Genomic DNA, 24,207 nt, shown 5'->3' with positions numbered 1-24,207 from the left:
AATTGTTGGTTGTTAATTGCTGATTGTTGGTCCCTAGGTGATTGGTTCTTCGGTTAAAAACAATCAACAATGGACAATCAACAATCCTAAAGGTAAGCAGAAAGTGTAAATTCCAGGAATCTGTTTAAGGCCTGTTTTCCTGAAAAGAGCCGTAAAAGCAAAAGCCCGCCTCCTATGAGAGAAGGGCGGGCTTTTAAATGAAAACAGGAAATCTTAGGCGGTTACGGCTTCGGCCAGGACAATGATCTTGTTGTCCAATACCTCCACAACTCCCCCGTCAATCTGGAACACCACTTGAGTACCGGTGGCAGGCGTGATGCGTAAAGGTCCGTTAGCCAGGGCACTGATAAGGGCTGCGTGGTTGTTCAACACTTCAAACCCACCGTTGATGCCCGGAAACTTAACCGAGGTCACGTCGCCTTCAAATACTCTTCTATCTGGGGTGATGATTTCTAAATACATTTCTTAGGAGTTCTGAGTCTTGAGTCTTGAGTTCTGAGTCAAAATCTTGCACAGACTCAGGACCCAGAACTCAAGACTCAGAACTAATGAATATTATTTCGCTTCGGCAAGCATTTTCTGTCCTTTGGCAACAGCGTCTTCAATGGTACCTACCAAGTTGAAGGCTGCCTCAGGAAGGTTGTCATGCAGACCGTCCATGATTTCGTTGAAGCCACGGATGGTGTCTTTGATGTCAACCAACACACCTTTCAAGCCGGTGAACTGCTCGGCTACGTGGAATGGCTGAGACAAGAAACGCTGCACACGACGCGCTCTGTGTACGACCAATTTATCTTCTTCAGATAATTCGTCCATACCCAAGATAGCGATGATGTCTTGCAATTCTTTGTAACGCTGCAGGATCTCTTTCACGCGCTGGGCGGTGTTGTAGTGCTCTTCGCCTACTACATCGGCAGTCAAGATACGGGAAGTAGAATCCAGAGGGTCTACCGCAGGGTAGATACCAAGCTCAGAGATCTTACGGGAAAGTACAGTGGTAGCATCCAAGTGAGCGAAGGTGGTCGCTGGAGCCGGGTCAGTCAAGTCATCCGCAGGTACGTAAACGGCCTGTACAGAAGTAATGGAACCACGCTTAGTAGACGTGATACGCTCTTGCATGGCACCCATTTCCGTAGCCAAAGTTGGCTGGTACCCTACCGCAGATGGCATACGACCTAAAAGGGCCGATACCTCAGAACCTGCCTGGGTGAAACGGAAGATGTTGTCAATGAAGAAAAGGATGTCACGGCCTGAACCGGTACCATCACCGTCACGGAAAGACTCGGCAATGGTCAAACCTGACAAGGCCACACGGGCACGCGCCCCAGGAGGCTCGTTCATCTGACCGAATACGAAGGTAGCTTTAGAGTCTTTCAACGCATTGGCGTCCACTTTGGAAAGATCCCATCCGCCGTGCTCCATAGATTCCATGAACTCGTCACCGTATTTCACGATGCCAGACTCAATCATCTCACGCAGCAAGTCATTTCCCTCACGGGTACGCTCACCAACACCGGCGAATACAGAAAGACCACCGTGGCCTTTGGCGATGTTGTTGATCAACTCCTGGATCAATACGGTTTTACCTACTCCGGCACCCCCAAACAAACCAATTTTACCACCTTTAGAATATGGCTCAATCAGGTCAATTACTTTGATACCGGTATATAATACCTCAGAAGAGGTAGAAAGATCTTCGAAACGCGGTGCGTTACGGTGAATTGGCAGGTCTACCAAGCTGGCAGGCTGCGGAATACCGTCAATGGCATCGCCGATTACGTTGAACAGACGGCCTAGCACGTTATCGCCGGTAGGCATTGAGATAGGAGCCGCAAGGTCAGTTACTTCCATGCCACGGGTCAAGCCTTCGGTGGCGTCCATCGCGATGGTACGCACGCGGTCTTCGCCTAAGTGCTGCTGGGTCTCCAATACCACGCGGGCACCGTTCCCTTTCACCACTACCAGGGCATCCATGATGTTGGGCAACTTAGAATTCTCACCCGAGAAGCTTACGTCCACCACCGGACCGATCACCTGGGTAATTCTGCCAATATTCGCCATTTGGTTGGTTTATAATTATTTAGATAGATACAGTTCTCAATCAGGCTGCAAAAATAGGGCATTCTTCCCTCATTTCCATAGAAGTCTTGAAAAAGTTTTGGCAGGAAATACCATTCTGCCTCTGTGCCGTGAAGAAAGGTGCAAATGTCTGCCTGCGCCCGTTTTAGGGCTTTTTTTAGAAAATCTGCCCTAAAGCCCGGGAACCATGGAGGTCCTTCTGAAGGTCGTGGTGCAGGAAATAGAAACGGGTACTCTTCGTTTTAGAGCTGTTTTCTAGAAAGCGGGCCCAAAATGATCTGAAAAGAGGGCAGTGGCTTCTAAAAGAAATCTTTATTTTTGCCCTGTCTTACCAAACCAATATCCGTCTTGGAAACCCAGACCCTGACTACTGTAGATACCGCCCAGAAATTGGGCCTCCTGCCTGAAGAATTTGATCGCATCAAAGAAATCCTGGGCCGCACGCCTAATTTCACAGAACTGAGTATCTTCTCGGTGATGTGGTCTGAGCACTGTTCTTACAAAAACTCCATTGTTTGGCTTAAAACCCTTCCCAAAGATTCGCCCCGTATGTTGGCGAAAGCAGGCGAGGAGAATGCCGGTCTGGTAGACATTGGCGGCGGTTTGGCTTGCTCTTTTAAAATAGAGTCGCATAACCACCCCTCGGCGCTGGAGCCTTACCAGGGTGCGGCCACCGGTGTGGGCGGAATCAACCGTGATATCTTCACGATGGGTGCCCGGCCTATCGCGCAGCTGAACTCCCTGCGTTTCGGGAACCCGAACTCAGATAAAACCAAGCGCCTTTTAAGAGGTGTGGTAAAAGGAATCGGTGATTACGGCAACGCCTTCGGGATCCCAACCGTGGGCGGCGAGCTGTTCTTTGATGATTGCTACAACGTGAACCCGTTGGTAAACGCTTTCTCGGCGGGTATTGTGGAAGTAGGTAAAACTGCCAGCGCCACCTCGCACGGGGTCGGAAACCCGGTGTTCATCATCGGCTCGGCCACTGGTAAAGACGGTATTCACGGCGCGGCTTTCGCGTCTAAAGACATCACCGAAGACTCCGTGAACGACTTGCCATCCGTTCAGGTGGGTGACCCGTTCCAGGAAAAATTGCTTTTAGAGGCTACTTTGGAGATTCTGGCCACAAACAAGGTGGTAGGAATGCAGGACATGGGTGCCGCTGGTATCACCTGCTCTACTTCTGAAATGAGCGCCAAAGGCGAAAGCGGCATGGAAATCTGGCTGGAGAAAGTTCCGATGCGCCAAGCCAATATGCAGCCTTTCGAAATCCTTCTTTCTGAAAGCCAGGAGCGCATGCTGGTGGTGATGGAAAAAGGTTCTGAGGACCTCATCCATCAAATCTGCGACAAGTGGGACATGTCCTGCGCCCAGATTGGCAAAGTAACCGACACCAAGCGCCTGCGCTATTACGTGAAAGGCGAACTGGTAGCCGATGTGCCTGCCGAGGACCTGGTATTAGGCGGTGGCGCCCCGGTATATCACCGCGAATACCGTGAACCCGCTTACTTTGCCGAGGCTCAGAAATTCACCATCGACTCTGTTCAAGAACCCACCAACTATAAAGAGGTAGCCGAGTTCCTGGCCACGCACCCTAACATCGCGTCAAAGCGTTGGGTGTACAAGCAGTATGATTCCATGATTGGCACCGCGACCTTGACCACCAACCGCCCAGCCGATGCCGGCATTGTGAAGGTGAAAGGTTCTGACAAGGCCATTGCCATTACCGTTGACTGTAACAGCCGCTACGTGAACGCCGATCCTGAGCAAGGAACCGCCATTGCCGTGGCCGAAGCCGCCCGTAACATCGTGTGCGCCGGTGGCGAACCCGTGGCCATCACCAACTGCTTGAACTTCGGGAACCCGTACGTGCCGGAAGTGTACTGGCAATTTGTGGGTGCCATCAAAGGAATGGGCAAAGCGTGCGAGGCTTTCGGGACGCCGGTGACCGGCGGTAACGTGAGTTTCTACAACCAATCTTCAGATGAAGGTCCGGTGTTCCCAACGCCCACCATAGGCATGCTGGGTATTGTAGAAGACAAAACCAACACCATGACGCTGGCTTTCCAGCAGGAGGGCGACGCTATCTATTTATTAGGTGACCCGCAAAACGACATCGCTTCCAGTGAATACTTATATTCTTTCCATGGCGTGAAATTGTCTCCGGCTCCGGCTTTTGATATGGAGAAGGAATTGCTGGTACAGAAAACGGTGAAATCGTTGATTGAAGAAAGGTTGATCCAGTCGGCTCACGACTGCGCTGATGGTGGGTTGTATATCACTTTGTTGGAGTCTGCCATGCCCAATGAGCTGGGTTTCTCTATCTCTACCGATTCAACTTTCCGGAAAGACGCGTATTTGTTTGGCGAGAGCCAGGGCCGCGTGGTGGTAAGTGTTTCGCCCGAAAAACAAGAGGCATTTGAGAATTCTATAGCCGGTAACGGCCTGACTTTCAAAAAAATTGGTGCCGTGACAGACCGCTATTGCGAGATTGACGGCGAGGTATTCCATGCCATCCAGGTGATCAAAAACAGCTATGACACCGCGCTGGAGCGGATTATGGAATAAATTTTTTGAAAAATTTTCGCTGGGTGTATTGCGGTGAATAAATTCTTTTCTACCTTTGCAACACCAAACGACAACAACAGGTTGTCAGCGGAGATTGTCCGATGGTGTAACTGGCAACACGTCTGATTTTGGTTCAGAAGAGTCCAGGTTCGAAACCTGGTCGGACAACTTAAAACCTCTGTTTCTGCAAAGAGACAGAGGTTTTTTGCTTTTCAAGCGTGTGGTTTCAGGTTGAGAATAGGGTGCAGACCACGCAATAAGGTAAGTAGGTGATCCTGAAAGAGTTTGATGAAAGAGGCAGGAGGGGCATTTTCAGTAATTCTACTAGCAGGTTCCTGAAAAAGTACTTTTTATTTTTACTAACTTGGTTTGAGCCTACCAAAATTAGAAGTATTTTTGCGACTTCATTCGGCAACCTCTTCTCCCATGAATCCTACGGTTAAGATTTTCTCAGGCACCGCCTCAAGATATTTCGCTGAAAAAGTGGCTGATGCGTACGGCTTGCCCCTCGGTGACCTGACGGTACAGCATTTCTCAGACGGAGAGACCTCGGTTCACTTCAATGAGTCAGTGCGTGGTTGTGAGGTGTTTTTAATTCAGTCCACTTTTCCGCCGGCAGACAACCTGTTTGAGTTGATGCTGCTGGTAGACGCCGCCAAACGGGCATCTGCGCATAAAGTGATTGTGGTGATGCCGTACTACGGCTACGCCCGCCAGGACAGAAAAGACAAACCGCGTGTTTCCATTGGGGCCAAGGTGATGGCCAACGCCATCCAGTGCGTAGGTGCTGACCGCTTAATGACCTGCGATTTACACGCCGGTCAGATCCAGGGTTTCTTTGATATTCCGGTGGATCACCTGGATGGCTCGGCGATTTTCGTGCCTTATCTGAGAAGCCTGAATCTTGGGCAAGATCTGATCTTCGCTTCGCCAGACGTTGGGGGAGTGGTAAGAACCAGAAGCTTCGCGAAGGTTTTTGGGGTAGAGATGGTAGTCTGCGACAAACACCGGAAACGCGCCAACGAGATCGCCTCTATGCAGGTGATTGGGGATGTGGACGGAATGGACGTGGTATTGGTAGATGACTTGGTTGACACCGCTGGAACCATTACCAAAGCCGCGGAGTTGTTGCGTGACAAAGGCGCGAAAAGCGTACGGGCCATTGCTACTCACGGGGTGTTGTCTGGTCCGGCCATTGACCGTATTGAGAACTCCGTGCTGGAGGAACTGGTGATTTCAGACACCATTCCGCTGAGCCGCCAAAGCTCCAAGATCAAAGTGCTCACCTTCTCTGATCTTTTTGCCCGCGCTATCAGCAACGTAGTAACCCACGATTCAATCTCTTCTCTGTTTATCTAGAGGAGACCGAATCATAGAGTAGTTTTTTTATTTTTATTTATATTCATTTTTATGCAAAGCTTAGAGATTATAGGGTTTAAAAGAGCAAATCTCGGTAAATCCGAAGCCAAAGCGCTTCGTGAGGAAGCTCAAGTTCCATGTGTGTTGTACGGCGGTGCAGAGCAGGTTCACTTCTCTTCTCCAGCTATCCTGTTCCGTGACTTGGTTTACTCTCCAGAGGTTTACCAGGTTGATTTGAACGTGGAAGGCACGCACTACAAAGCCATCATGCAAGACCTGCAGTTCCACCCAGTAAACGAAATGTTGCTGCACGTGGACTTCCTGTTACTGCAAGACGAGAAGGAAGTGAAAGTTGATGTGCCGGTACGTTTCACTGGTACTTCTCCAGGAGTTATGGCCGGTGGTAAATTGGTTACTAAACTGCGTAAACTGCGCGTGAAAGCTCTTCCAGCTAACCTGCCAGATTCAATCGCGGTTGACATCTCTGAATTGGAATTAGGTAAGTCTATCAAAGTGAACAAAATCACTCCTGAGAACTACACTATCCTGACCAACCCACTTTCACCAGTGGCTACGGTAACCATCCCAAGAGCTCTGAAAAGCGCTCAGACCGAGGAGAAAAAAGGCAAGAAATAGTCTTTGGCTTCCTGAAGTCTTTGAAAATCCTGTTCTGCCTCGGCAGGGCAGGATTTTCTGCTTTAGGCCAGTTTTGAAGAAAGCAGCTAGAAGAAAGCAGCTAGAAAACACCTATAGGCAAAAAAGGTAGGAGTAGGGGTAATCCCTTGTGGTTGCTCAATGTTGAATTACCCATGTTTGTTTCAGAGCCAATTTCCTGAAATCAGCCACTAAACGCTTTTTTGATTACAGTTGTCACGTATTTCTGGTCTGATATAGATAAGTTTGAACCAGAAGGTAGGCATAAGCCCCGGGCGAAAAGGTCATCACTCACACGCTCGCCAAAATAATCACACCCGCTGTACAAAGGCTGCAAATGCATGGGGTACCAAAGCGGACGGCTCTCAATGTTCGCCGCCAATAACTGCAGCCGAAGTGCCTCGGGAGTTACAGAACTTCCTTTCTGGATAGTGAAACAGCTGAGCCAACGGTTGGAAAAAAATCCTTCGGGTTCCTGGTGCCATTCCAGTTCTTCCACGTCCTGCAAAAGCTGTATGTAAGTTTCAAACACCCTTCTTTTTTGCTGAACCCGCTCTTCCAGCACTTCCAGTTGGCCGCGTCCAATACCCGCTGAGATATTGCTCATGCGGTAGTTATAGCCCATAGAGGTGTGATGATAGTAAGGCAAATCATCTTTGGCTTGCATAGCTAACCAACGGGTTTTTTCCACCAACTTAGAATCATCTGAGACCAATGCCCCGCCGCCTGAGGTGGTGATGATTTTATTTCCGTTAAACGAAAAAATGCCCGCTTTCCCGAAAGTGCCCAAAAACCGTTCCTTATACTTTGAGCCCAAGGCTTCGGCAGCATCTTCAATAATCGGCACACCGTAGTGTTGGGTGAGTTCCTGAATTTCCTGCATGCGGGAGGGCATCCCGTAAAGGTGCACCAAGACCAATGCCTTGGGAAGTTTGCCTTTCTTTTGACGGTTCTGTAAAGCTTCCTCCAAGGCTTTAGGGCAGAGGTTCCAGGTAACGGGTTCGCTGTCGATCAAAACGGGGGTAGCACCTACGTAGCGGATGGGGTTGGTACTGGCCACAAAGGTGAATGTGGAGCAGAAAACTTCATCCCCGGGACCTACACCCAAAGCCAGCAGAGCCAAATGCAAAGCAGCGGTGCCTGAGGACAAGGCGGCCGCGGAAGTTACTCCTATATGATTTGCCAGTTCCTGTTCAAAGCCGTTCACATTGGCACCGGCTGTGGTAATCCAGTTCTGGTCAAAGGCTTGTTGCACATACTGTTGTTCCCTTCCGCCCATGTGCGGGGGCGAGAGGTAAATAAAATCGTCTGGTTGACTCATGCCGTTTGTTTAATGATCTGGGCCGGAACCCCCACCGCGGTGCAGTAACAAGGAAGCTCTTTGGTGACCACCGCTCCCGCGCCAATGGTCGTGAAAGCCCCCACTTCTATGTTTTGTAAGATGGTGCTGTTGGTGCCGCCGTACACACCCATGCCCAGGCAAACGCCGCCGCTCACCGCTACCTGCGGCATCAGGGAGCAGAAATCCCCTATCTCCGTGTCATGCCCGATGGTGCAGGCGAGGTTCAGCAATACGTGCCGGCCTAGCGTGACGTTGGTGGTGAGAATACAGTTTTGACAGATAATGGTGCCCTCTCCCAGATGGATTTTCTGCTCAGGATATACATGAACCGATGGATGAATGAGCACCGGGAAATGCAACATTGGACTGATTAACCGGTCAGCCACATCGGTTTTAGCGGGACAGTTCCCGATGGCAATCACCACGTTCATGGGGCTGTCTACATCGTTCAGTTCGTCCACGGTGCCCAGGTACGGAAAACCACAGATAGTAGGCTCAGCTGGAGAGGCATCGTCATAAAACCCGATCATTTTCCATCTGGGAGTGACGTGGTTGATCTGGTGGAGGAGCATGAGCACCTCCCGGCCTAATCCGCCGGCGCCTACAATGGCTATTCTTTTGATTTCATTGTTCATGGGGAAGAGGTTTTGGAGGAGCCGGTAAAGCGCTCCATGGTGGCCGTGCCCGGGGCCGAAATGCCTTCGGGTTTTAACAGGTGTTTCAGGGTTCGCCCCAAAACCAGCAAATCAACCCGCAGAGACACATGCTCTACGTACCATACGTCATACCCGAATTTCTCTTCCCAGGCCAGAAGGTTCCGGCCGTTCACCTGCGCCCAACCCGTGATGCCGGGCTTCACCTCGTGCCGCCGCGCCTGCTCCGGCGAGTACAGCGGAAGGTAGTCCATGAGCAGCGGCCGAGGACCTACCATGCTCATCTGACCCTGTAACACGTTCAATAGCTGAGGTAGTTCGTCTAAAGACGTTTTGCGGATGAATTTCCCTAAAGGTGTCAATCGTTGCGCATCTGGCAGGAGTTGGCCGTGCAAATCGCGTGCCTCGGTCATGGTCACGAATTTGTAGAACCAGAACGGCTTTCCGTGCAGACCGGGGCGTTGCTGCCGGAACAAAACTTTCCCGTTGAAGCCTATCCAAAGCGCCACCGCTACCAGCACCATCACGGGCCACAAGAGCAACAGTGCGCCTCCGGCCAGGAGTAGGTCAAGCAAACGTTTTCCGTACGGCAGATACATGGGTAATGTACTAATTTTTAAATGTGCTGATGTGCCAATAGGTGGACAAATCAGGCAATAAAGTGATTAAGAATTGATAGCTTTTCAAGGAAGACGTTTTGAGCCTGATTTCCTAAAAACAGGTTCAAAACGGAAGATACAAAAGTTAGCGTTTGTATGGCTATTGCCTGATCCATGGGTACTAAACACTAACAACTAATTACCAATCACTAGTAACTTGCACCCATGATTCAATTCCCGAACGCGAAGATAAACCTTGGTCTGCAACTGGTAGAGAAACGCCCCGATGGGTTCCATAACCTGGTATCCTGCTTTTACCCCATAGGCTGGACCGATGCCCTGGAGATTCTTCCAGCTTCAAACGGCGAGGCTTCCTTCACCCTCTCGGGACTTCCGGTGCCCGGCGACCCCACCGCCAACCTTTGCTGGAAAGCCTACGAGCTCCTGCGAAAGGATTTTAATCTGCCTGCCATCAAGATGCACCTGCACAAAGTCATTCCCATGGGAGCAGGCTTAGGCGGCGGCTCCGCCGATGCGGCCTTCACCCTCAAGATTCTGAACCAACAGTTCAAGCTGAATTTGACAGAAGCTGCACTGGAAAACTACGCGCGTCAATTAGGCAGCGACTGCGCGTTCTTCATCAGAAACCAACCTGTATTGACCATAGAAAAAGGCGATGTGTTTGAGCCCATTCCGCTTGATTTAACCGGCTGGCACCTGCTCCTGGTGTACCCGAATTTAGCCATCAATACCGCCGAAGCATACGCCGGAGTTTCGCCCCGTTTTCCCGAAAAAGACCTCAAAACGCTGTTAAGCCAAGATATTGCCAGTTGGAAAGAGGAAGTAGTGAACGATTTCGAAGTAAGTCTTTTCCCTAAATACCAGGTGCTAGCAGACCTGAAAACGCAATTGTACGAAATGGGCGCTGAGTACGCGTCAATGTCGGGTTCAGGGTCTACCATGTATGGGCTGTTCCAGACGCCACCAGCAGGGCCGTTGCCTTTCCCGAAGGAGTACTCAGTTTGGCAGGGCGTCCTTTAATTTGCGCTGCCGCCGATTGATGACACTTTCCAGAATAGGGTGCAGAAACACACTGAACAGGATAATAGCCGCCCCATAATAAAATCCCGCCGACATCTGCTCGCCTTCCTTGAAAATAAACCACGCTAATAAGATGCCATACACCGGCTCCAGGTTCACGGTAAGGTTCATGGTATAGGCACTGAATTTCTGCATGAGCCGCACGGCCGCTGTGTACGCGTACACGGTGCAAGCCAAACCCAGCATGCCAATGCTGAACACATCCAGCCACGTGAGCGATAACTGAAGTTCACCAGTGTCGGTCATCCACTCGCGGTAAAACGGTAGGAATAGGCAAGTGGCGACCCAGGCACCGGCCATCTCGTAGCAAGTGATGGTAGTGGCGGCGTGTTGTTTGGTGAGTTTGCTGTTGATGATGGTGAAACAGGAGGCCAGAAACGCCGAGCCCACGGCCATGGCGATCCCCACCGCATGGTCAAATTCAAACCGGAAGATGACGTATAGGCCCACAATAATGAGCAAGGCGAGCGCCACTTCATGAGGCTTTATCTTCTTGTTTGTGAAAATCGGCTCTAAAATAGACGTCCAAAGGCTGGCCGTTGCCATGCCCGCCAAACAGATAGACACCGAAGAAACTCGCGCCGAGGCGAAAAACAGAATCCAGTGCGCGGCAATCAGAAACCCCACACTCAGGATTTTAGCAATGTTGCGCCGACCAATCCTGAATGATTCTTTCCGCAGCTTGATGACCACTGCCAACGCCACTGCCGCAAGAATAGTCCGATAAAACACTAGCTCCACTGCCGGAATAGAAATGAATTTCCCTAAAATGGCCGTAAAACCCCAAAGTATAATGATGAAGTGAAGTTCCAGGAAGTCTTTGAGCCGAGGGGTTTGCAAGAGAATTAGGAATTAAGAATGATGAATTAAGAATGGCAGGGGTGTTTCAAGGGTGTTTTCTGTAAAAAGGCCTTAAAACAGTAGTTACTGGTTTTAGCTTATTCTACGAGCAAGAATCCCATAATGAAGGACGACGGGTTGCGGGCTTTTCATCACTTTCTTGATTAGAAAAGAGGTTCCTGGTACCGCCTGCTCAAAAGACCTCGCAGCGTCCGGAGGTCCTGCGAGCGTCTGGGCCAACCACAACCAGCAATTACCGGGGAACGGTTCGGTACAAGACAATCCCGATAATACTGAATACAAATAACGGAACAAAAGCAGCCAACTGAGGCGGAATACCACCCACGGAGGCCAAGCTTCGGCTCATCATCACGAAGATGATAAAAACGAACGCCAGCACAAAGCCCAAGGCAATCTGCAGACCCACGCCGCCGCGCACCTTCCGGGAACTGAGGATAACCCCAATAATGGTGAGTACCGTGATGGCAAATGGATAGCTCATGCGCTCGTATTTCTCGGTCATGTACATTTCCACGTCGGTAGCACCACGCAGGAGTTTCTCGTCAATGAGCTTGTTCAGTTCGGCGTTGGTTAGGGTTTCTTTGAGGCGGTAGGTACTGGCGAAGTCCTTAGGTAGCAGGTTCAAGGTAGTATCAATGGCGCCGCCCTGTACCACGGTTTCTTTGTCGCCGTTGAAGGTGCGCAGGGTGTAGGCATCCATGTGCCACTTCTGTTTGGTGCTGTCCCAGCGGATGGATTCGGAGGAAAGCTTTCTGATCAACTCCTGCTTCCGGATAGTTTCCAGAGTGAACTTGTAGCCCACATTGGCGTGGTTGTTATAGCTCTCCAGGTACGCGTAAGAATCTGGCCCGATGCGGAAGTGCACGTTGCGGCCCTCAAAAGTGTAAGGGTTCTTCACGTACTTGATCTCAAAAGCCACCCGCGTTTTGTTGGCCGTAGGAATCACGTACGACGCGAAAAAGAAGATGAAAATCCCGATAACCACCGACCCGATGATGTAGGGCACCAGCATCCGCTTAAAGGAAACCCCGCTGCTAAGAATGGCCACAATTTCAGTGTGCGACGCCAACTTGGCCGTCACAAACACGGTGGCAATAAAGACCGTGATGGGACTCAGCATGTTGATGTAGTGCGGGATCATGTTCATGTAGTAATCCACCAGAATGATCTTCACGGAGAGGTTATGCTGAATGAAGTCGTCATTCTTCTCCACGAAGTCAATCACGCAGATCACCGCAATTAGGATGATCACCACGAACACAAACGTGGTCAGGAACTTCTTGAGGATATAGTTATCTAATAGCTTCAGTTTCACCTTGTATGTTTTACAATCTGGTCATCAATTTCTTCACCATCTCATCCTTCCAGGTTCGGAAGGTGCCCGCAACGATCTGCTCACGTGCTTGGCCCACCAGCCACAGGTAAAAGGTGATGTTGTGCACGCTGGCAATCTGGGCACCCAGCATCTCGGTGGCGTGCATGAGGTGGCGTAGGTACGCCTTGGAGTAAAACGTGCTCACGTAGCCACCCAGTTCCGCATCAATAGGAGAGAAGTCTTCTTTCCAGCGCTCATTCCTGATATTGATGATGCCTTGGGTAGTGAACAGCATGCCGTTTCTGGCGTTGCGGGTTGGCAACACACAATCAAACATATCTACGCCCAGGGCGATGTTTTCCAGGATGTTAGCAGGGGTGCCCACGCCCATGAGGTAACGCGGTTTGTCACTGGGCAGTATATCGCAGACCAGTTCGGTCATCTCGTACATCATCTCAGCGGGCTCGCCCACCGACAATCCACCAATGGCGTTTCCGGGCCGGTTTTTGGAAGCGATGGTCTCCGCACTCTGGATGCGCAGGTCTTTGTAGGTGCTGCCCTGTACAATAGGGAAAAGCGTTTGCTCGTATCCGTACTTGCCCTCGGTAGAGTCAAAGCGGTCAATACAGCGTTGTAGCCAGCGGTGCGTGCGCTCCATAGAGTTACGGGCGTAGTTGTAGTCGCAGGGGTAGGGCGTGCACTCATCAAAGGCCATGATGATATCAGCGCCGATGGTGCGCTGCGTGTCCATCACGTTCTCGGGCGTGAACAGGTGCGAGGAACCGTCAATGTGCGACCGGAACTTCACGCCGTCTTCAATGATCTTGCGGGTGCCCGAAAGCGAGAACACCTGGTATCCGCCGCTGTCAGTCAAAATAGGGAAGTCCCAGCCGTTGAATTTGTGCAGTCCGCCGGCTTTCTCCAGCACGCCCAGACCCGGGCGCAGGTACAGGTGATAAGTGTTACCCAGGATGATCTGGGCCTTTACGTCTTCTTTCAGCTCGCGCTGGTGCACGGCTTTTACGGTACCGGCGGTGCCCACCGGCATGAAAATAGGAGTTTGTATGGTTCCGTGGGCAGTGGTCAATTCACCGGCACGGGCTTTGGAAGCGGGATCTTTCGCTACTAAATCAAAGGTCATGGACTACGGGTAAAGTGCTGGAGAAGCCTTCTTTAAAGATGAACACCGGGGGCTTTCAGAAACCTCCGCTTCTCCAAACGGCAAAGATACAAACAACCTTTTGTTCTGCCGCCCCGCAAGCATGCCTCTCCCAACTATTTATGCTATTTTTGGATTCAGTTTTCATCGCCTTGGACTTTATATTTTACCTTTCTTCCGCTCTGTTCTACCTCCTGATCGCCTGTGTGCTGGTGCAGGTGTTGTATGAATTCTACTATTTCCTGCCGCTCGCCTTCCATAAAGAGCAGCAGGAAATCAATCCATCGGCCTTGCCGCCCTTGTCTATTTTGGTGGCAGCGCACAATGAAGTAGAGAATCTGCAGGAATTACTGCCCCTTTTAATACAACAACAGTATCCGCAGGCGTTAGAAATTATAGTGATAGACGATCGCTCCTGGGACGGATCTCATGTGTTGGTGAAGGAATATGAAATGGAGCACCCGCACGTGCGGCTCCTGCGGGTGGAGGAAACTCCGCCCCTGATGAGTCCTAAAAAATATGCGCTTTTCTTAGGGATAAAAGCTGCTCAGCATGAGCACTTACTGCTCACCGATGCCGACTGCCGGCCCCTCTCTAACCAGTGGGCGCAACAAATGGCCAACGGGTTTTTAGACGGAAAAGACATCGTATTAGGCGTTTCTCCGTATATGCAGATATACGGATTTTTGAATCATTTGATCCGGTTTGAAACCTTCTTAACTGCTATGCAGTATCTGTCGTTTGCCAAGCAGGGGCAAGCGTACATGGGAGTGGGTAGGAATCTAGCGTATACCAAGTCAACGTTCTTACGAAACAAAGGCTTTTCCTCCCACATCAGGTCCTTGGGAGGGGACGATGATTTATTTGTGCAGGAAGCTGCCAAGAACTCTGCCGTCCAGATTGTCATTGACCAAGGCGCCCAGACAAGCAGCACCCCGGAAACCCGGTGGCGCGACTGGTGGCGCCAGAAACGAAGGCATTTGGCGGCAGGGCGGCAGTACCAGAAGAAGGATCAGTTCAGACTCGGACTTTTTGTCTTGTCAAATGGGCTATTTTATGTAATATCACCTGTTCTTTTAGGTTTACAGTATCAACTGCTTTGGGTTGGCCTCATTATTGGGGTGAGGTATGCCGCACTCTACGGTACTTATTTGCCGGTGGCGCGCCGCTTGAGAGAACCCTTAGCCTGGTGGCTGTTACCCGCACTGGAACTGGGGTATTACCTCAATTATATAGGGATCGGGATCTCTGTTTTAACGACTAAAAAGGTAAGATGGAAGTAAATAAACAATTCTCCGCGAAAGCGAAACACGATTTTAAACTGATCCAGTCAGCTGTAGAAGACGGAGATGAGAAGGCCTACGCCGAGCTGATGCAGATCTACAAAAAGCCGGTTTACCACGTGGTTCTTAAGATGGTGCGCAACGCAGATGATGCGGAGGACCTCACCATTGAAGCTTTCGCGAAAGCCTTCCGCAACCTGCACAAATTCAACCCGGAGTACGCCTTCAGTACCTGGCTGTTCCGAATTGCCACCAACAACTGTATTGACTTCATCCGGAAGAACAAGATCAAGACCATGAGCATTGACTCAGCCATCAAGATCGACAACGGCGACGAGATCACCATTGATTTCAAAGACAACAACCTGAACCCGCAGGAGAGCGCCATTAAAAACCAGAAGATTGAGATCATGCAGTACATCGTGAGCAAACTGCCCGATAAGTACCAGCGCCTGGTTACCCTTCGTTATTTTGATGAACTCTCTTACGAGGAAATCGCCACTGAACTCAGCGCCCCGCTTGGAACCGTAAAGGCCCAACTGCACCGCGCCCGCGAGTTGCTCTATGACATGGTGAAAAACAAAAAGCACCTGATCTAGGATCAAGCGTTTAAGATTTTAAATTGAAATGTTAGCAGAAAGCAGCCCATGTGGCTGCTTTCTGTGTTTATAGGCTGTTTTGCTGAAAGTGGGTTGTAAACACAAAAGTTAAATCCCGCAAGTTTGAGCACAGCGGTAACTTGTGGGTGCCTTTTTGCCAGTTTTCAACTGGCGCCAGTTACAAACTGGCTGTTAAGAAAAGCCACAAGTTACCGCTGCGCTCAAACTTGCGGCATGTACAACATGGACGCTTTTTAGCCCTTTTTATAAAAACAAGCTTAAAAAAGAACACGAGTGCTGCAGCACTCTGACAAACTCAGGAATCAGAACTCCGTTTAGTATCTTTGAGCCTATGAACCCAACCTCCACCGATATCTTACTTCACTACTTCCCCGGCCTCACCCAAGAGCAACAGCAGCAGTTTGCGCGGCTTGCGGAGCTGTATGTCGAGTGGAATTCCAAAATCAACGTGATTTCCCGCAAGGACATGGATAATCTGATGGTGAACCATCTGCTGCATTCTTTAGGCATTGCCAAAGTGGTGCAGTTTCCGGCAGGAACTTCGGTGATGGACGTAGGAACCGGCGGCGGCTTACCAGGTTTGCCTTTGGCCATTCTGTTCCCCGAGGTGAAGTTTCACCTGGTAGACTCCATTGGCAAAAAGATTCATGTGGTGCAGGAGATTGCCCAGGAATTACGCCTCCACAACGTGAAAGCCACCCACACCCGCGCTGAGCAGGTGCATGAAAAGTATGACTTCATTGTCAGCCGGGCCGTAGCGAGATTGGCTACCTTTTACCAGTGGATTCAGTTCAGCTACAAAAAGGAATCAGTGCCCAACCAAGGACTGTACTACCTCAAAGGCGGCGACTTAACTGAAGAACTAGCGGAGTCTGGATTGATACACGAGGTGTTTGACTTGAGCAGCTATTTCCAGGAAGAGTTCTTTGAGACGAAGAAAGTGGTGTACGTGCCGCTGCATCCGACTGCGTAAATCATTTTGGGGCTGTTTTTCAGAAAACAGGGGTAAAGTATAAAAGGAAGGCTCTTGTATTTGTCTGATTTTAGAATTTTTAATTTATCCTTCAGACTCTATTGGGCTAAAATATTTTTCAAGTTTTTCTGGGGTTACCCTATAAAGATGATCTATCATCTCATAAAACTCTTCTTTTGACTTGGGCCTAATCCGTAAGTACTGAGAATCTGAATACATGAATTCAATCAAATAGGGCTTTAAGAAAAAAGCTGGGACAATAAATGAAATCCTTTTTAGATGGGTGAAGGATATTTTATTATGGTAGGCTTTAGCTCTGACTTCGATGTAATTATCATAGATAAAAAGGGAACCACTTAGATTTTGTTTTATTCCCATTGGAATCAAAGCAAGGATACCTAATGCAAAAAAGAACCAGAAAAGGTAATTCCAAACTATGTTTTCATGTAAGCTCTTTGTTGTAAGTAGTATAAAAGGTTCAATATAATAGAGTAGGCAAGAGCCTATAACTGCAGTCCCCAAGGTGAAGAAAGATAGTTTTTTAGCTATCTTATTTGAAGTATTTATATCTATTAAATAAGGTAGTGGCATTTTTGATGACAAACTAATTGGAGTTGTAGTATATCTGCTTTTCTAAATTATCCCAAGATTCCTTCAGAATGACAAAGAAGAGACAAAGTCTTGCTACTTGACACTTGAAACAGACTACTACCTCACCAAATCTACCTTCTCAATCCTATCCCCAATGTTCAATTGGTGCACCACATCCATGCCCTTCACTACGCGGGCGAAGATGGTGTACTTGCCGTCCAGGTGCGGGGTGGGGGAGTGGGTGATGAACCATTGGCAGCTTTCGGTGTCTTTGCCTGCGCTGGCCATTCCTACGTAGCCTTCCAGGTAATTCAAATCAGCGAACTCTGAGCGGATGGCGTAGTCGGTGGAGCCCCAGCCGTCGCCGCGCGGACAGCCGCCCTGCGCCACGAAGTTGGGCACCACGCGGTGGTAGTTTTTGCCGTTGTAAAATCCTTGCTCCAGTAACTCCACAAAGTTTGCCACGGAGCCGGGCGCGTCTTCCACCAGCAGTTCAAAAACGATCTCGCCTTTGGAGGTCTTCAGACGAACCTTTTGGTTTTTCTGCAGCTTGTTTACCGTAGCCCAGTTGATAGGATGGCTGAACGGAGTGGCAGGCGTAGGAGCCGATGTCTTTCCTTCCAGGTAATCCAGGGTTTTCTGCAGTTCCAGGTACGTTTCAATGTCGCGGGGTAGGGTGAGTTTGTCGCGGGCCTGGGTCAGGAAAGTACGGTCGGCGTAGGCGTCCTTCATCTTCAGGTCAGGATTCCGGATGGCGCCCGCGGCGATGCCCACCATGGCCACATCGCCAGATTGGACTGCTTTTTGGAAAATCTGATTGAAAACAGGAGCCGCCGAGGCGTCAAAGTTCTTTTGTCCCCTAATGGCTGCCAAGGCTTCTATCCCCGAAGTGCTGATGGCTGGGTGCGAAGCCTGAAACGTCTGCTGTTCAATAAAGGCGTAGTTTGTCTGCTCCTTGCTCAAAGCGGTGAGCAGCGCCGCCTTTTCATATGGGTTCTTCGCCGAGGCAAACCGCTGTTGAATTTGTTTTCCCACGGTTTGCTTTTGCGCCACCGGAGCTGAGGCCAGGGCGGCCCCAAACAAAGTCGCACGCACACGCCAATCCTTTTGCTTGTTTGCCGCTTCCAGTAAACGCGAAGATTCTGTGGCTGGCGCTTTGGCAGTCAGGTACTCAGCGGCGCTGAGGGCCACGTGCGGATGTTTGTCTGACAGGGCATTCCAGGCAGTGGCTTGCACGGCGGTGTACGGCAACTGGTGCAAAGCCCGCATGGCGTTGATACGCACACGATAATCGGGTTCCTTCCGGAAGATTCCGTTTACTACCTGAGCTATTCCCACGGTATCGGCCATTTTACTAAGGGCAAGCGCCGCCGCCATGCGCACGTTCGCACTTGGGTCTTGTTGCACCACCTTGAACAACTCCACTTTAGCAGGGGTGGGGTCTAATTTGGCGGTACGGCCCAGAAAGTGAGAAGCCCCTAATCGGGCTTCCTCCTGGGTGGAGGTTAGAAGCGCCGCGGCTTTGGTAAGAGCGCCCGCGTAGTTGAGTTTCCGCTGACCGGCCCGGTAAATGGCCCAGGCTTGCGCCGCCTGCATCTCGGTTTGGGCCGTGTACCTGGAGATCATGTCCAAACCATTTTGCGTCGCACATTTACCCCAGGCTTCCAGGATCTCGGCTCGCGTGGGTACATGCTGCTCTTTTTGGTAGGCTTCCATCAAGGCCGGCTCCGCCGCTACATTCCCGATTTGCCCTAACGCATACGCCGTGGCTTTCCGGACCTCCGCTTCAGGGTCTTGCAGCAAAGGCATTAACGCCGGAATTGCCGTGCTGTCCTGCACTGATCCGAAGGCCAAAGCTGCTTCCCGTCTGTACATAGTCTCGGGCCGTTCCAGAAAAGCCAACAGGTCCTGGGTTTTACGTTCGTCCTGAAGCGTGTAGATTTTGCGTAGGGTCGCATCGCTGAATTTATTTACGCCATTGGTGGCGCTGTTCTGGGCAGGTTGTCGGCAGGCGACGGCCAGTAGAAGCAAGGCAGCGGCGTTTCTGAGTTGTTTTTTCATAAAGAGCACTTGAGCACGGAAGATACAAAACTGTCCTGAGTCTTCGGCAAAGCGTTAAACCGGGCGTAACGGTATTTCAGTTTTTGCCCTGCTTTCCTGAAATTGGGGGAGAAACGCAAAATGGATTGTTTAAAAATGCAGACCTTTGCGCCCGTTATGATTTCCGCTGCCCCCAACAACACCACTTACTCGTTCCGTTTCTGGATGCTGTGCCTGAGCTCGTTCCTCTTTTCGGCCAGTTTCAACATGATTATTCCGGAGCTGCCTAACTTCCTGACACACCTCGGAGGGGCTGATTACAAAGGCTACATCATCGGATTGTTCACCCTCACGGCCGGGCTCTCGCGCCCATTCAGCGGAAAGCTTACCGACACCGTGGGTCGCTTGCCGGTCATGTACTTTGGGGTTGCGGTCTGCATCTTGTGTAGCCTGTTGTACCCGCTGCTCACCACCGTTTTCGCGTTTCTGCTACTACGGCTCATCCACGGCTTTTCCACTGGTTTCACGCCCACAGGCGAAGCGGCCTACATCGCCGATATTGTGCCGCTGGAGCGGAGAGGCGCTGCTATTGGTATTTTCGGGTTGGCCGGAAGTTTGGGTTTGGCTGCCGGCCCCGCTATTGGAGGAGAGTTCAGCCGGTATTTCTCTTTAAATGCACTCTTCTATTCTTCCTCCGGCATGGCATTGCTTTCCATCCTGGTGCTGGTGAATCTGAAGGAAACACTCCCCAATCCGCAGAAATTTAAATTGGGCTTGCTGCGCATCCGGAGGGATGAAATTTTTGAACCTCGGGTGATGCCCACCTTTATAGTGATGTTGCTCACGCTGTTCTGCTACGGCGCGGTGCTCACCGTGACTCCAGATTTTAGCGAGCACCTGGGCATCCAGAACAAAGGACTGTTCTTTACGTTCTACACCGTTTCTTCCATTGGCGTGCGTTTCCTGGCAGGCCGCGCCTCAGACCGCTTCGGCCGGGTTCCTGTCCTGCGTATTTCCACCTTTTTGATGGCGTTGTCCATGATGGTATTGGGCTTGGCAGAAACCAAAGCCATGTTCCTGGGAGCGGCGGTTTTGTACGGTTTCGGGACGGGGATGAACTCGCCCACGCTCTACGCTTGGGCCATCGACCTGAGCCACCCGGAACGTCGCGGCCGCGCTATGGCTACTGTGTACATCGCCCTGGAGGCTGGGATTGGCATTGGCGCCTTCGCCTCTGGCTGGATTTACGGAAATGAGATTGGCGCTATTCCTTACGTGTTCTGGGGTGCTGCTGCCTTGTGCTTTGTAGCGTTCCTTTTCGTGATGTTAGGCAAGTTTCAGAAGAGGGTAGAAGCTTAATCGTTTCAGGGTTGTTTTTGAGAAACGAAGCAGTTTCTGTTTTAATAGCGGAAGTTAATTATAAATGAAAAAGAGAAGAGCCTATACAGAGGAGGCAGAAAAGCTGGGAAAAGCAATTGATATTGCGATAGAAGCATTCAAGAATCATGTTCCAGAACTTTGGGAGAAACATCATGTAGAGCATACCATTTCTTGCTATAAAGAATGGAAAGAACGGACACTCAATCCTGAGCCACAGTTTAAAAGTCTAGCTTCTTTGAAGTATAAAATCAATGATGTATTTACCTATTTTCAGGAGGGAACTGGGCTAACTGTAGAGTTCTTTTGGAAAAAGTTGAATGAGGCAGGTTTAGACTTCAAAAGAGAAAACAAACTGGAGAAGATACTGCAAAGAGATAAAATCAAAGGCCGAATTGAATATGAATATGTAACTGATATGATTGGTGTTGCTGAACAAACCAAGATGATGACATCAGAAGATTCAAAAAAACTCAGCCAAGTGATTGGTGAATTTGAATTGAAAAAGAGAAAAAAATAATGTCTTGTGGAGACGGTTAGAAAAGCCTAGCAGTAACTTTTGCGCCGTCAAGTTGAATCATTGCGCAAGTTCTAAAACTCTCCATCTACCACTCTCCCTTTACAGATATCCCTTAGCCTGCAACCTGAACAACTCCGCATAGCGGGTGCCTTTGGCGATGAGTTCTTCGTGGGAGCCCATCTCTACAAATTGGCCGTTCTCGATAACAAGGATCCGGTCGGCCATGCGGACGGTGGAGAAGCGGTGGGAGATGAGGACGGCGGTTTTGCCTTGGGTCAGCTCTGCGAAACGTTGGAAGACTTCGTGCTCGGCGCGGGCATCCAAGGCGGCGGTAGGCTCGTCCAGAATCAGGAGTTGGGCGTCGCGCATGTAGGCTCTTCCCAACGCTATTTTCTGCCACTCACCGCCAGATAAATCCACGCCTTTGTTGAACCGCCGGCCGATAACCTGGTCATAGCCTTCGGGAAGTTTGGCAATGACGGTATCTGCCAGGCTTTGCTGTGCCGAGGTTTGGATGCGCGGCTGGTTTTCCTTCTCCTCAATCCGCCCAATGGCGATGTTGGTGCCCGCGCTCATCTGGAACCGCACGAAGTCCTGGAAAATGACTCCAATTTCACGTCGCAAATCAGCGGGGTCATACTCGCGCAGGTCAATGCCGTCCAACAAAATTCGTCCCTCGGTGGGGTCATAGAGGCGGGAGAGGAGTTTGACCATGGTAGTTTTTCCGGCGCCGTTTTCGCCTACCAGGGCCAGTTTCTCGCCGGCGTGCAGAGTAAAGTTGAGGTGACGGAGCGCCCATTTCTCTGAGTTACGGTACTGGAAACCTACGTTCTCAAAGGTGAAGCCGTGCTTAATGGGCCGCGGAAAAGGTGGGGCCGAAGCCAATCGCCGGATGCGGGGTTGCAGCTCGAAGAAGTCGAAGAAATCCTGGAGGTACAAGGCGCCCTCGGCTACGCTGGTGAACCGGTTGAGGACTGATTCCAATAATCCGCGCAAGCGCATGAACGAGCCGGAGAGAAACGTGAGTTGCCCCAGGGAAACCTGCCCTTGCACGGTTTGCATGAGCAGGTAGACGTAGGCGCCGTAGTACCCGGCACTACCTAAAGCAGCAAAGACGCTGCCCCAACCAGCCCTCCGGATGGCTAGTTTTTCGTTGTCTTTGTAAAACTGATTCGAAAGCGTGCGGAAGCGGTCTACCAGAAAACCAGACAGCCCGAAGATTTTTACTTCTTTGGCGGTGTCATCGCTGGCGCCGGTTTGCCGGAGGTAATCCAACTCGCGGCGCTCAGGAGTCCAGCCGTGGACTAGTGAGTAGCTGCGTTCGTTGAAATGCGACTCGCCCAGGAAAGCGGGTAGTACAGCTACCAGTAGCAACAATAGAAGCCAAGGGTAGAAGGCGATAAGTCCGGCGGCCAGGAAAATCATGGTCAGGATGTCCTGCATCTGGCCCAACACCTGGCTCATGAGGATGGTGCGGCTCAGGGTTTGGCGGCGGGCGCGTTCCAGTTTGTCATAGAAGGCCGAGTCTTCGAACTGATCCAGGTCCAGCTCGGCGGCGTGTTCCATGAGTTTCACCGATGACTGGTTTGCAAACAAATCGCCCAGTAAACCATCTATTAAAGCAATGCCCCGGTTAAGGAAATCAGACAGAACCGCTAACCCAAATTCAAGCGCCACCAAGGTGAGCAGATTGCCCAGCAGTTTGTCGTTGGTTTGGGTGAGGCGCACCACCTCGTCAATAATGAGCTGACCCACGTACAGCATGGCCAGCGGTACGGCTGCCCGGCACAAACGAAGCACCACGTTGATGAACGCCATGCGCGGGTTGGTTTTCCAGACCATTTTCAGGAACGGCGGCAGGTGTTTCAGGGCACTGACCCGTTCCTTCACGGACAATTGCGGTTGCCCTTCCCGTCTCTTTTTCTTACCGAATAGATTATCCCAAAATGCCATAGCTGGTGATTTACTGAAAAGCCTTTTACTTACGCGGTTTTTGTGAAAACGTGCTGCATGATTACGTCCTTCTCTCGTAAAGAGAAAAAGGATAGTGTTTTTGGTACTGAAAATTTTAGGCCTGTTTTCCAGAAAACACCCTTGAAACAGGAACACTATACTTCAGGTAACCAAAGGTACAACCTATCTGCCGCCAGGTGGTTTTACCTTTGTGGCCTTTGAAACAGATATAGTTTTTATTTCCTTCAGGAGTATAAATCCGTAGGGTACTTTTATGGAAGACTTATTTTTACAACGGCTCTGGACGCTGCACCAGCAGAACCAGTTCAGGATACCCACCAACCTTCTGTGCCAGTTTCTGAACAGGTTGCTGGAGATGCTCTTCCCGCCGCTGACTGAACAGCCTTTTAAAAACGTGGAGGCCCTGGAGCAGGAGGCTACGTTTCTGGAGCAGGAATTGGAATCGTTGCTGGAAGGGGTGCAGCACATCGGGACGTTCTCTGCCGCCGAGACGGTAGACCGTTTCATGGCTCAATTGCCCCACCTGCACGAGCGGCTGATCGCCGATGCCCATTTCATTTTACAGGAAGATCCTGCGGCCAGGCACATTGAGGAAGTGATGCGTTCTTACCCCGGGTTCTATGGCATTGCCGTTTACCGGATCGCCAATCTGCTGTACAAAGAAGGTGTTCCGTTGCTGCCGCGCATTCTAACCGAGTACGCTCACAGCCGAACCGGCATAGACATCCACCCCGGTGCCCAGATCGATTTTCCGTTCTGCATTGACCACGGTACCGGCCTGGTGGTGGGCGAGACCACCGTCATCGGGAAGAATGTGAAACTGTACCAGGGGGTGACCTTGGGCGCATTGAGCGTAGCAAAATACATGACCGATCTCAAACGTCATCCCACGTTGGAAGACAACGTTATTATCTACGCCGGAGCTACCATTCTGGGAGGCAACACGGTCATTGGCGCGCACAGCATCATTGGGGGTAACGTATGGCTCACCGAAAGCGTACCTGCCTATTCGCGCCTTTATCACCGCGCCCAAATCAAGGTCAGCCGGTCCGAGGCTCCGGAGGATATCCTGGATTTCTCAATTTAATCTAAATCCGTTATGGGATTAGTTAAATAATTTTACATTTGTACCAAGCCGC

21 protein-coding genes and 1 tRNA gene are annotated in these 24,207 nt (G+C 50.6%); 11 read left to right on the top strand and 11 right to left on the bottom strand.

Annotated elements, in window-relative coordinates:
- Positions 1-213: 213 nt before the first annotated feature.
- Positions 214-462, bottom strand: a complete 249-nt coding sequence (gene atpC / locus EFB08_RS02840; protein WP_123125375.1) for an ATP synthase F1 subunit epsilon — start codon at positions 460-462, stop codon at positions 214-216.
- 93 nt (positions 463-555) lie between these two features.
- A complete protein-coding gene (atpD, locus tag EFB08_RS02835) occupies positions 556-2,061 on the bottom strand; it encodes a F0F1 ATP synthase subunit beta (protein WP_123125374.1) in 1,506 nt (501 codons plus the stop codon).
- A gap of 366 nt (positions 2,062-2,427) precedes the next feature.
- Between atpD and purL the strand changes: the two genes are divergently transcribed.
- The 4 genes from purL to EFB08_RS02815 all read left to right on the top strand — a co-directional run bounded on the left by purL (position 2,428) and on the right by EFB08_RS02815 (position 6,642).
- A complete protein-coding gene (purL, locus tag EFB08_RS02830; protein WP_123125373.1) occupies positions 2,428-4,647 on the top strand; it encodes a phosphoribosylformylglycinamidine synthase subunit PurL in 2,220 nt (739 codons plus the stop codon).
- Positions 4,648-4,742: 95 nt separating this feature from the next.
- Positions 4,743-4,815: transfer RNA gene (locus tag EFB08_RS02825), tRNA-Gln, on the top strand.
- A 258-nt stretch (positions 4,816-5,073) separates the two neighbouring features.
- Entirely contained in the window at positions 5,074-6,006 is a 933-nt protein-coding gene (locus EFB08_RS02820; RefSeq protein WP_123125372.1) for a ribose-phosphate pyrophosphokinase, read from the top strand.
- Between the two features lie 51 nt (positions 6,007-6,057).
- Positions 6,058-6,642 carry a 50S ribosomal protein L25/general stress protein Ctc gene (locus EFB08_RS02815; RefSeq protein ID WP_123125371.1) on the top strand — a complete coding sequence of 195 codons (585 nt, stop codon included), beginning with the start codon at positions 6,058-6,060 and terminating at the stop codon, positions 6,640-6,642.
- A 202-nt stretch (positions 6,643-6,844) separates the two neighbouring features.
- On the opposite strand, the gene EFB08_RS02810 is transcribed toward EFB08_RS02815, so the two are convergent.
- The 3 genes from EFB08_RS02810 to EFB08_RS02800 are packed head-to-tail and all read right to left on the bottom strand — an operon-like array spanning position 6,845 to position 9,230.
- Positions 6,845-7,981, bottom strand: a complete 1,137-nt coding sequence (locus tag EFB08_RS02810) for a DegT/DnrJ/EryC1/StrS family aminotransferase (protein WP_123125370.1) — start codon at positions 7,979-7,981, stop codon at positions 6,845-6,847.
- Positions 7,978-8,637: an acetyltransferase gene (locus EFB08_RS02805; protein ID WP_123125369.1), complete on the bottom strand. Its 660-nt coding sequence runs from the start codon at positions 8,635-8,637 to the stop codon at positions 7,978-7,980. Before EFB08_RS02805 ends, EFB08_RS02810 begins: the two co-directional genes overlap by 4 nt.
- Complete coding sequence (locus EFB08_RS02800) at positions 8,634-9,230, bottom strand: sugar transferase (protein WP_317125578.1); 597 nt, start codon at positions 9,228-9,230, stop codon at positions 8,634-8,636. The genes EFB08_RS02805 and EFB08_RS02800 overlap by 4 nt, the downstream gene beginning before the upstream one ends.
- A gap of 249 nt (positions 9,231-9,479) precedes the next feature.
- On the opposite strand from EFB08_RS02800, the gene ispE reads away from it, so the two are divergent.
- Positions 9,480-10,295 carry a 4-(cytidine 5'-diphospho)-2-C-methyl-D-erythritol kinase gene (gene ispE / locus EFB08_RS02795; RefSeq protein WP_123125367.1) on the top strand — a complete coding sequence of 272 codons (816 nt, stop codon included), beginning with the start codon at positions 9,480-9,482 and terminating at the stop codon, positions 10,293-10,295.
- Here ispE and EFB08_RS02790 read toward each other — a convergent pair.
- The 3 genes from EFB08_RS02790 to tgt form a co-directional block, all read right to left on the bottom strand.
- Positions 10,272-11,195 (bottom strand): DMT family transporter, encoded by a 924-nt coding sequence (locus tag EFB08_RS02790; RefSeq protein WP_123125366.1) that lies wholly within the window; start codon positions 11,193-11,195, stop codon positions 10,272-10,274. The two genes, ispE and EFB08_RS02790, sit on opposite strands and share 24 nt — an antisense overlap.
- 253 nt (positions 11,196-11,448) lie before the next feature.
- Entirely contained in the window at positions 11,449-12,525 is a 1,077-nt protein-coding gene (locus EFB08_RS02785; protein WP_123125622.1) for an LptF/LptG family permease, read from the bottom strand.
- Between the two features lie 16 nt (positions 12,526-12,541).
- Complete coding sequence (gene tgt / locus EFB08_RS02780) at positions 12,542-13,672, bottom strand: tRNA guanosine(34) transglycosylase Tgt (RefSeq protein ID WP_123125365.1); 1,131 nt, start codon at positions 13,670-13,672, stop codon at positions 12,542-12,544.
- A gap of 170 nt (positions 13,673-13,842) precedes the next feature.
- Here tgt and EFB08_RS02775 point away from each other — a divergent pair, with 170 nt between their 5' ends.
- The 3 genes from EFB08_RS02775 to rsmG all read left to right on the top strand — a co-directional run bounded on the left by EFB08_RS02775 (position 13,843) and on the right by rsmG (position 16,566).
- A complete protein-coding gene (locus EFB08_RS02775; protein ID WP_165864780.1) occupies positions 13,843-14,973 on the top strand; it encodes a glycosyltransferase in 1,131 nt (376 codons plus the stop codon).
- Entirely contained in the window at positions 14,964-15,572 is a 609-nt protein-coding gene (locus EFB08_RS02770; protein WP_062542709.1) for an RNA polymerase sigma factor, read from the top strand. Before EFB08_RS02775 ends, EFB08_RS02770 begins: the two co-directional genes overlap by 10 nt.
- A 352-nt stretch (positions 15,573-15,924) precedes the next feature.
- Complete coding sequence (rsmG, locus tag EFB08_RS02765; protein WP_123125363.1) at positions 15,925-16,566, top strand: 16S rRNA (guanine(527)-N(7))-methyltransferase RsmG; 642 nt, start codon at positions 15,925-15,927, stop codon at positions 16,564-16,566.
- Positions 16,567-16,650: 84 nt separating this feature from the next.
- Here the strand turns inward: rsmG and EFB08_RS02760 are convergent, their stop codons facing one another.
- Both EFB08_RS02760 and EFB08_RS02755 read right to left on the bottom strand, forming a co-directional pair.
- A complete protein-coding gene (locus EFB08_RS02760; RefSeq protein WP_165864779.1) occupies positions 16,651-17,169 on the bottom strand; it encodes a hypothetical protein in 519 nt (172 codons plus the stop codon).
- Between the two features lie 105 nt (positions 17,170-17,274).
- Positions 17,275-19,218 (bottom strand): peptidylprolyl isomerase, encoded by a 1,944-nt coding sequence (locus EFB08_RS02755; protein WP_123125361.1) that lies wholly within the window; start codon positions 19,216-19,218, stop codon positions 17,275-17,277.
- Positions 19,219-19,374: 156 nt separating this feature from the next.
- Between EFB08_RS02755 and EFB08_RS02750 the strand changes: the two genes are divergently transcribed.
- A complete protein-coding gene (locus EFB08_RS02750; RefSeq protein WP_123125621.1) occupies positions 19,375-20,556 on the top strand; it encodes an MFS transporter in 1,182 nt (393 codons plus the stop codon).
- Between the two features lie 64 nt (positions 20,557-20,620).
- Positions 20,621-21,094 carry a hypothetical protein gene (locus tag EFB08_RS02745; protein WP_123125360.1) on the top strand — a complete coding sequence of 158 codons (474 nt, stop codon included), beginning with the start codon at positions 20,621-20,623 and terminating at the stop codon, positions 21,092-21,094.
- Between the two features lie 99 nt (positions 21,095-21,193).
- Here EFB08_RS02745 and EFB08_RS02740 read toward each other — a convergent pair whose 3' ends face one another.
- Positions 21,194-23,047: an ABC transporter ATP-binding protein gene (locus EFB08_RS02740; protein WP_123125359.1), complete on the bottom strand. Its 1,854-nt coding sequence runs from the start codon at positions 23,045-23,047 to the stop codon at positions 21,194-21,196.
- A 274-nt stretch (positions 23,048-23,321) separates the two neighbouring features.
- Here EFB08_RS02740 and EFB08_RS02735 point away from each other — a divergent pair, with 274 nt between their 5' ends.
- Entirely contained in the window at positions 23,322-24,155 is an 834-nt protein-coding gene (locus EFB08_RS02735) for a serine O-acetyltransferase (RefSeq protein WP_123125358.1), read from the top strand.
- The last annotated feature ends 52 nt before the right edge of the window (positions 24,156-24,207 follow it).

The organism is Rufibacter latericius (assembly GCF_003721515.1).
GTDB classification, from domain to species: domain Bacteria; phylum Bacteroidota; class Bacteroidia; order Cytophagales; family Hymenobacteraceae; genus Nibribacter; species Nibribacter latericius.
This window is presented reverse-complemented; position numbering and strand designations above follow the sequence as displayed.

Bases quoted from the DNA above. Each gene is read 5' to 3' on its own strand.
- atpC (WP_123125375.1), bottom strand. From the start codon at position 462: ATGTATTTAGAAATCATCACCCCAGATAGAAGAGTATTTGAAGGCGAC.
- atpD (WP_123125374.1), bottom strand. From the start codon at position 2,061: ATGGCGAATATTGGCAGAATTACCCAGGTGATCGGTCCGGTGGTGGAC.
- EFB08_RS02820 (WP_123125372.1), top strand. From the start codon at position 5,074: ATGAATCCTACGGTTAAGATTTTCTCAGGCACCGCCTCAAGATATTTC.
- EFB08_RS02815 (WP_123125371.1), top strand. From the start codon at position 6,058: ATGCAAAGCTTAGAGATTATAGGGTTTAAAAGAGCAAATCTCGGTAAA.
- EFB08_RS02810 (WP_123125370.1), bottom strand. From the start codon at position 7,981: ATGAGTCAACCAGACGATTTTATTTACCTCTCGCCCCCGCACATGGGC.
- EFB08_RS02805 (WP_123125369.1), bottom strand. From the start codon at position 8,637: ATGAACAATGAAATCAAAAGAATAGCCATTGTAGGCGCCGGCGGATTA.
- ispE (WP_123125367.1), top strand. From the start codon at position 9,480: ATGATTCAATTCCCGAACGCGAAGATAAACCTTGGTCTGCAACTGGTA.
- tgt (WP_123125365.1), bottom strand. From the start codon at position 13,672: ATGACCTTTGATTTAGTAGCGAAAGATCCCGCTTCCAAAGCCCGTGCC.
- EFB08_RS02770 (WP_062542709.1), top strand. From the start codon at position 14,964: ATGGAAGTAAATAAACAATTCTCCGCGAAAGCGAAACACGATTTTAAA.
- rsmG (WP_123125363.1), top strand. From the start codon at position 15,925: ATGAACCCAACCTCCACCGATATCTTACTTCACTACTTCCCCGGCCTC.
- EFB08_RS02755 (WP_123125361.1), bottom strand. From the start codon at position 19,218: ATGAAAAAACAACTCAGAAACGCCGCTGCCTTGCTTCTACTGGCCGTC.
- EFB08_RS02750 (WP_123125621.1), top strand. From the start codon at position 19,375: ATGATTTCCGCTGCCCCCAACAACACCACTTACTCGTTCCGTTTCTGG.
- EFB08_RS02745 (WP_123125360.1), top strand. From the start codon at position 20,621: ATGAAAAAGAGAAGAGCCTATACAGAGGAGGCAGAAAAGCTGGGAAAA.
- EFB08_RS02740 (WP_123125359.1), bottom strand. From the start codon at position 23,047: ATGGCATTTTGGGATAATCTATTCGGTAAGAAAAAGAGACGGGAAGGG.
- EFB08_RS02735 (WP_123125358.1), top strand. From the start codon at position 23,322: ATGGAAGACTTATTTTTACAACGGCTCTGGACGCTGCACCAGCAGAAC.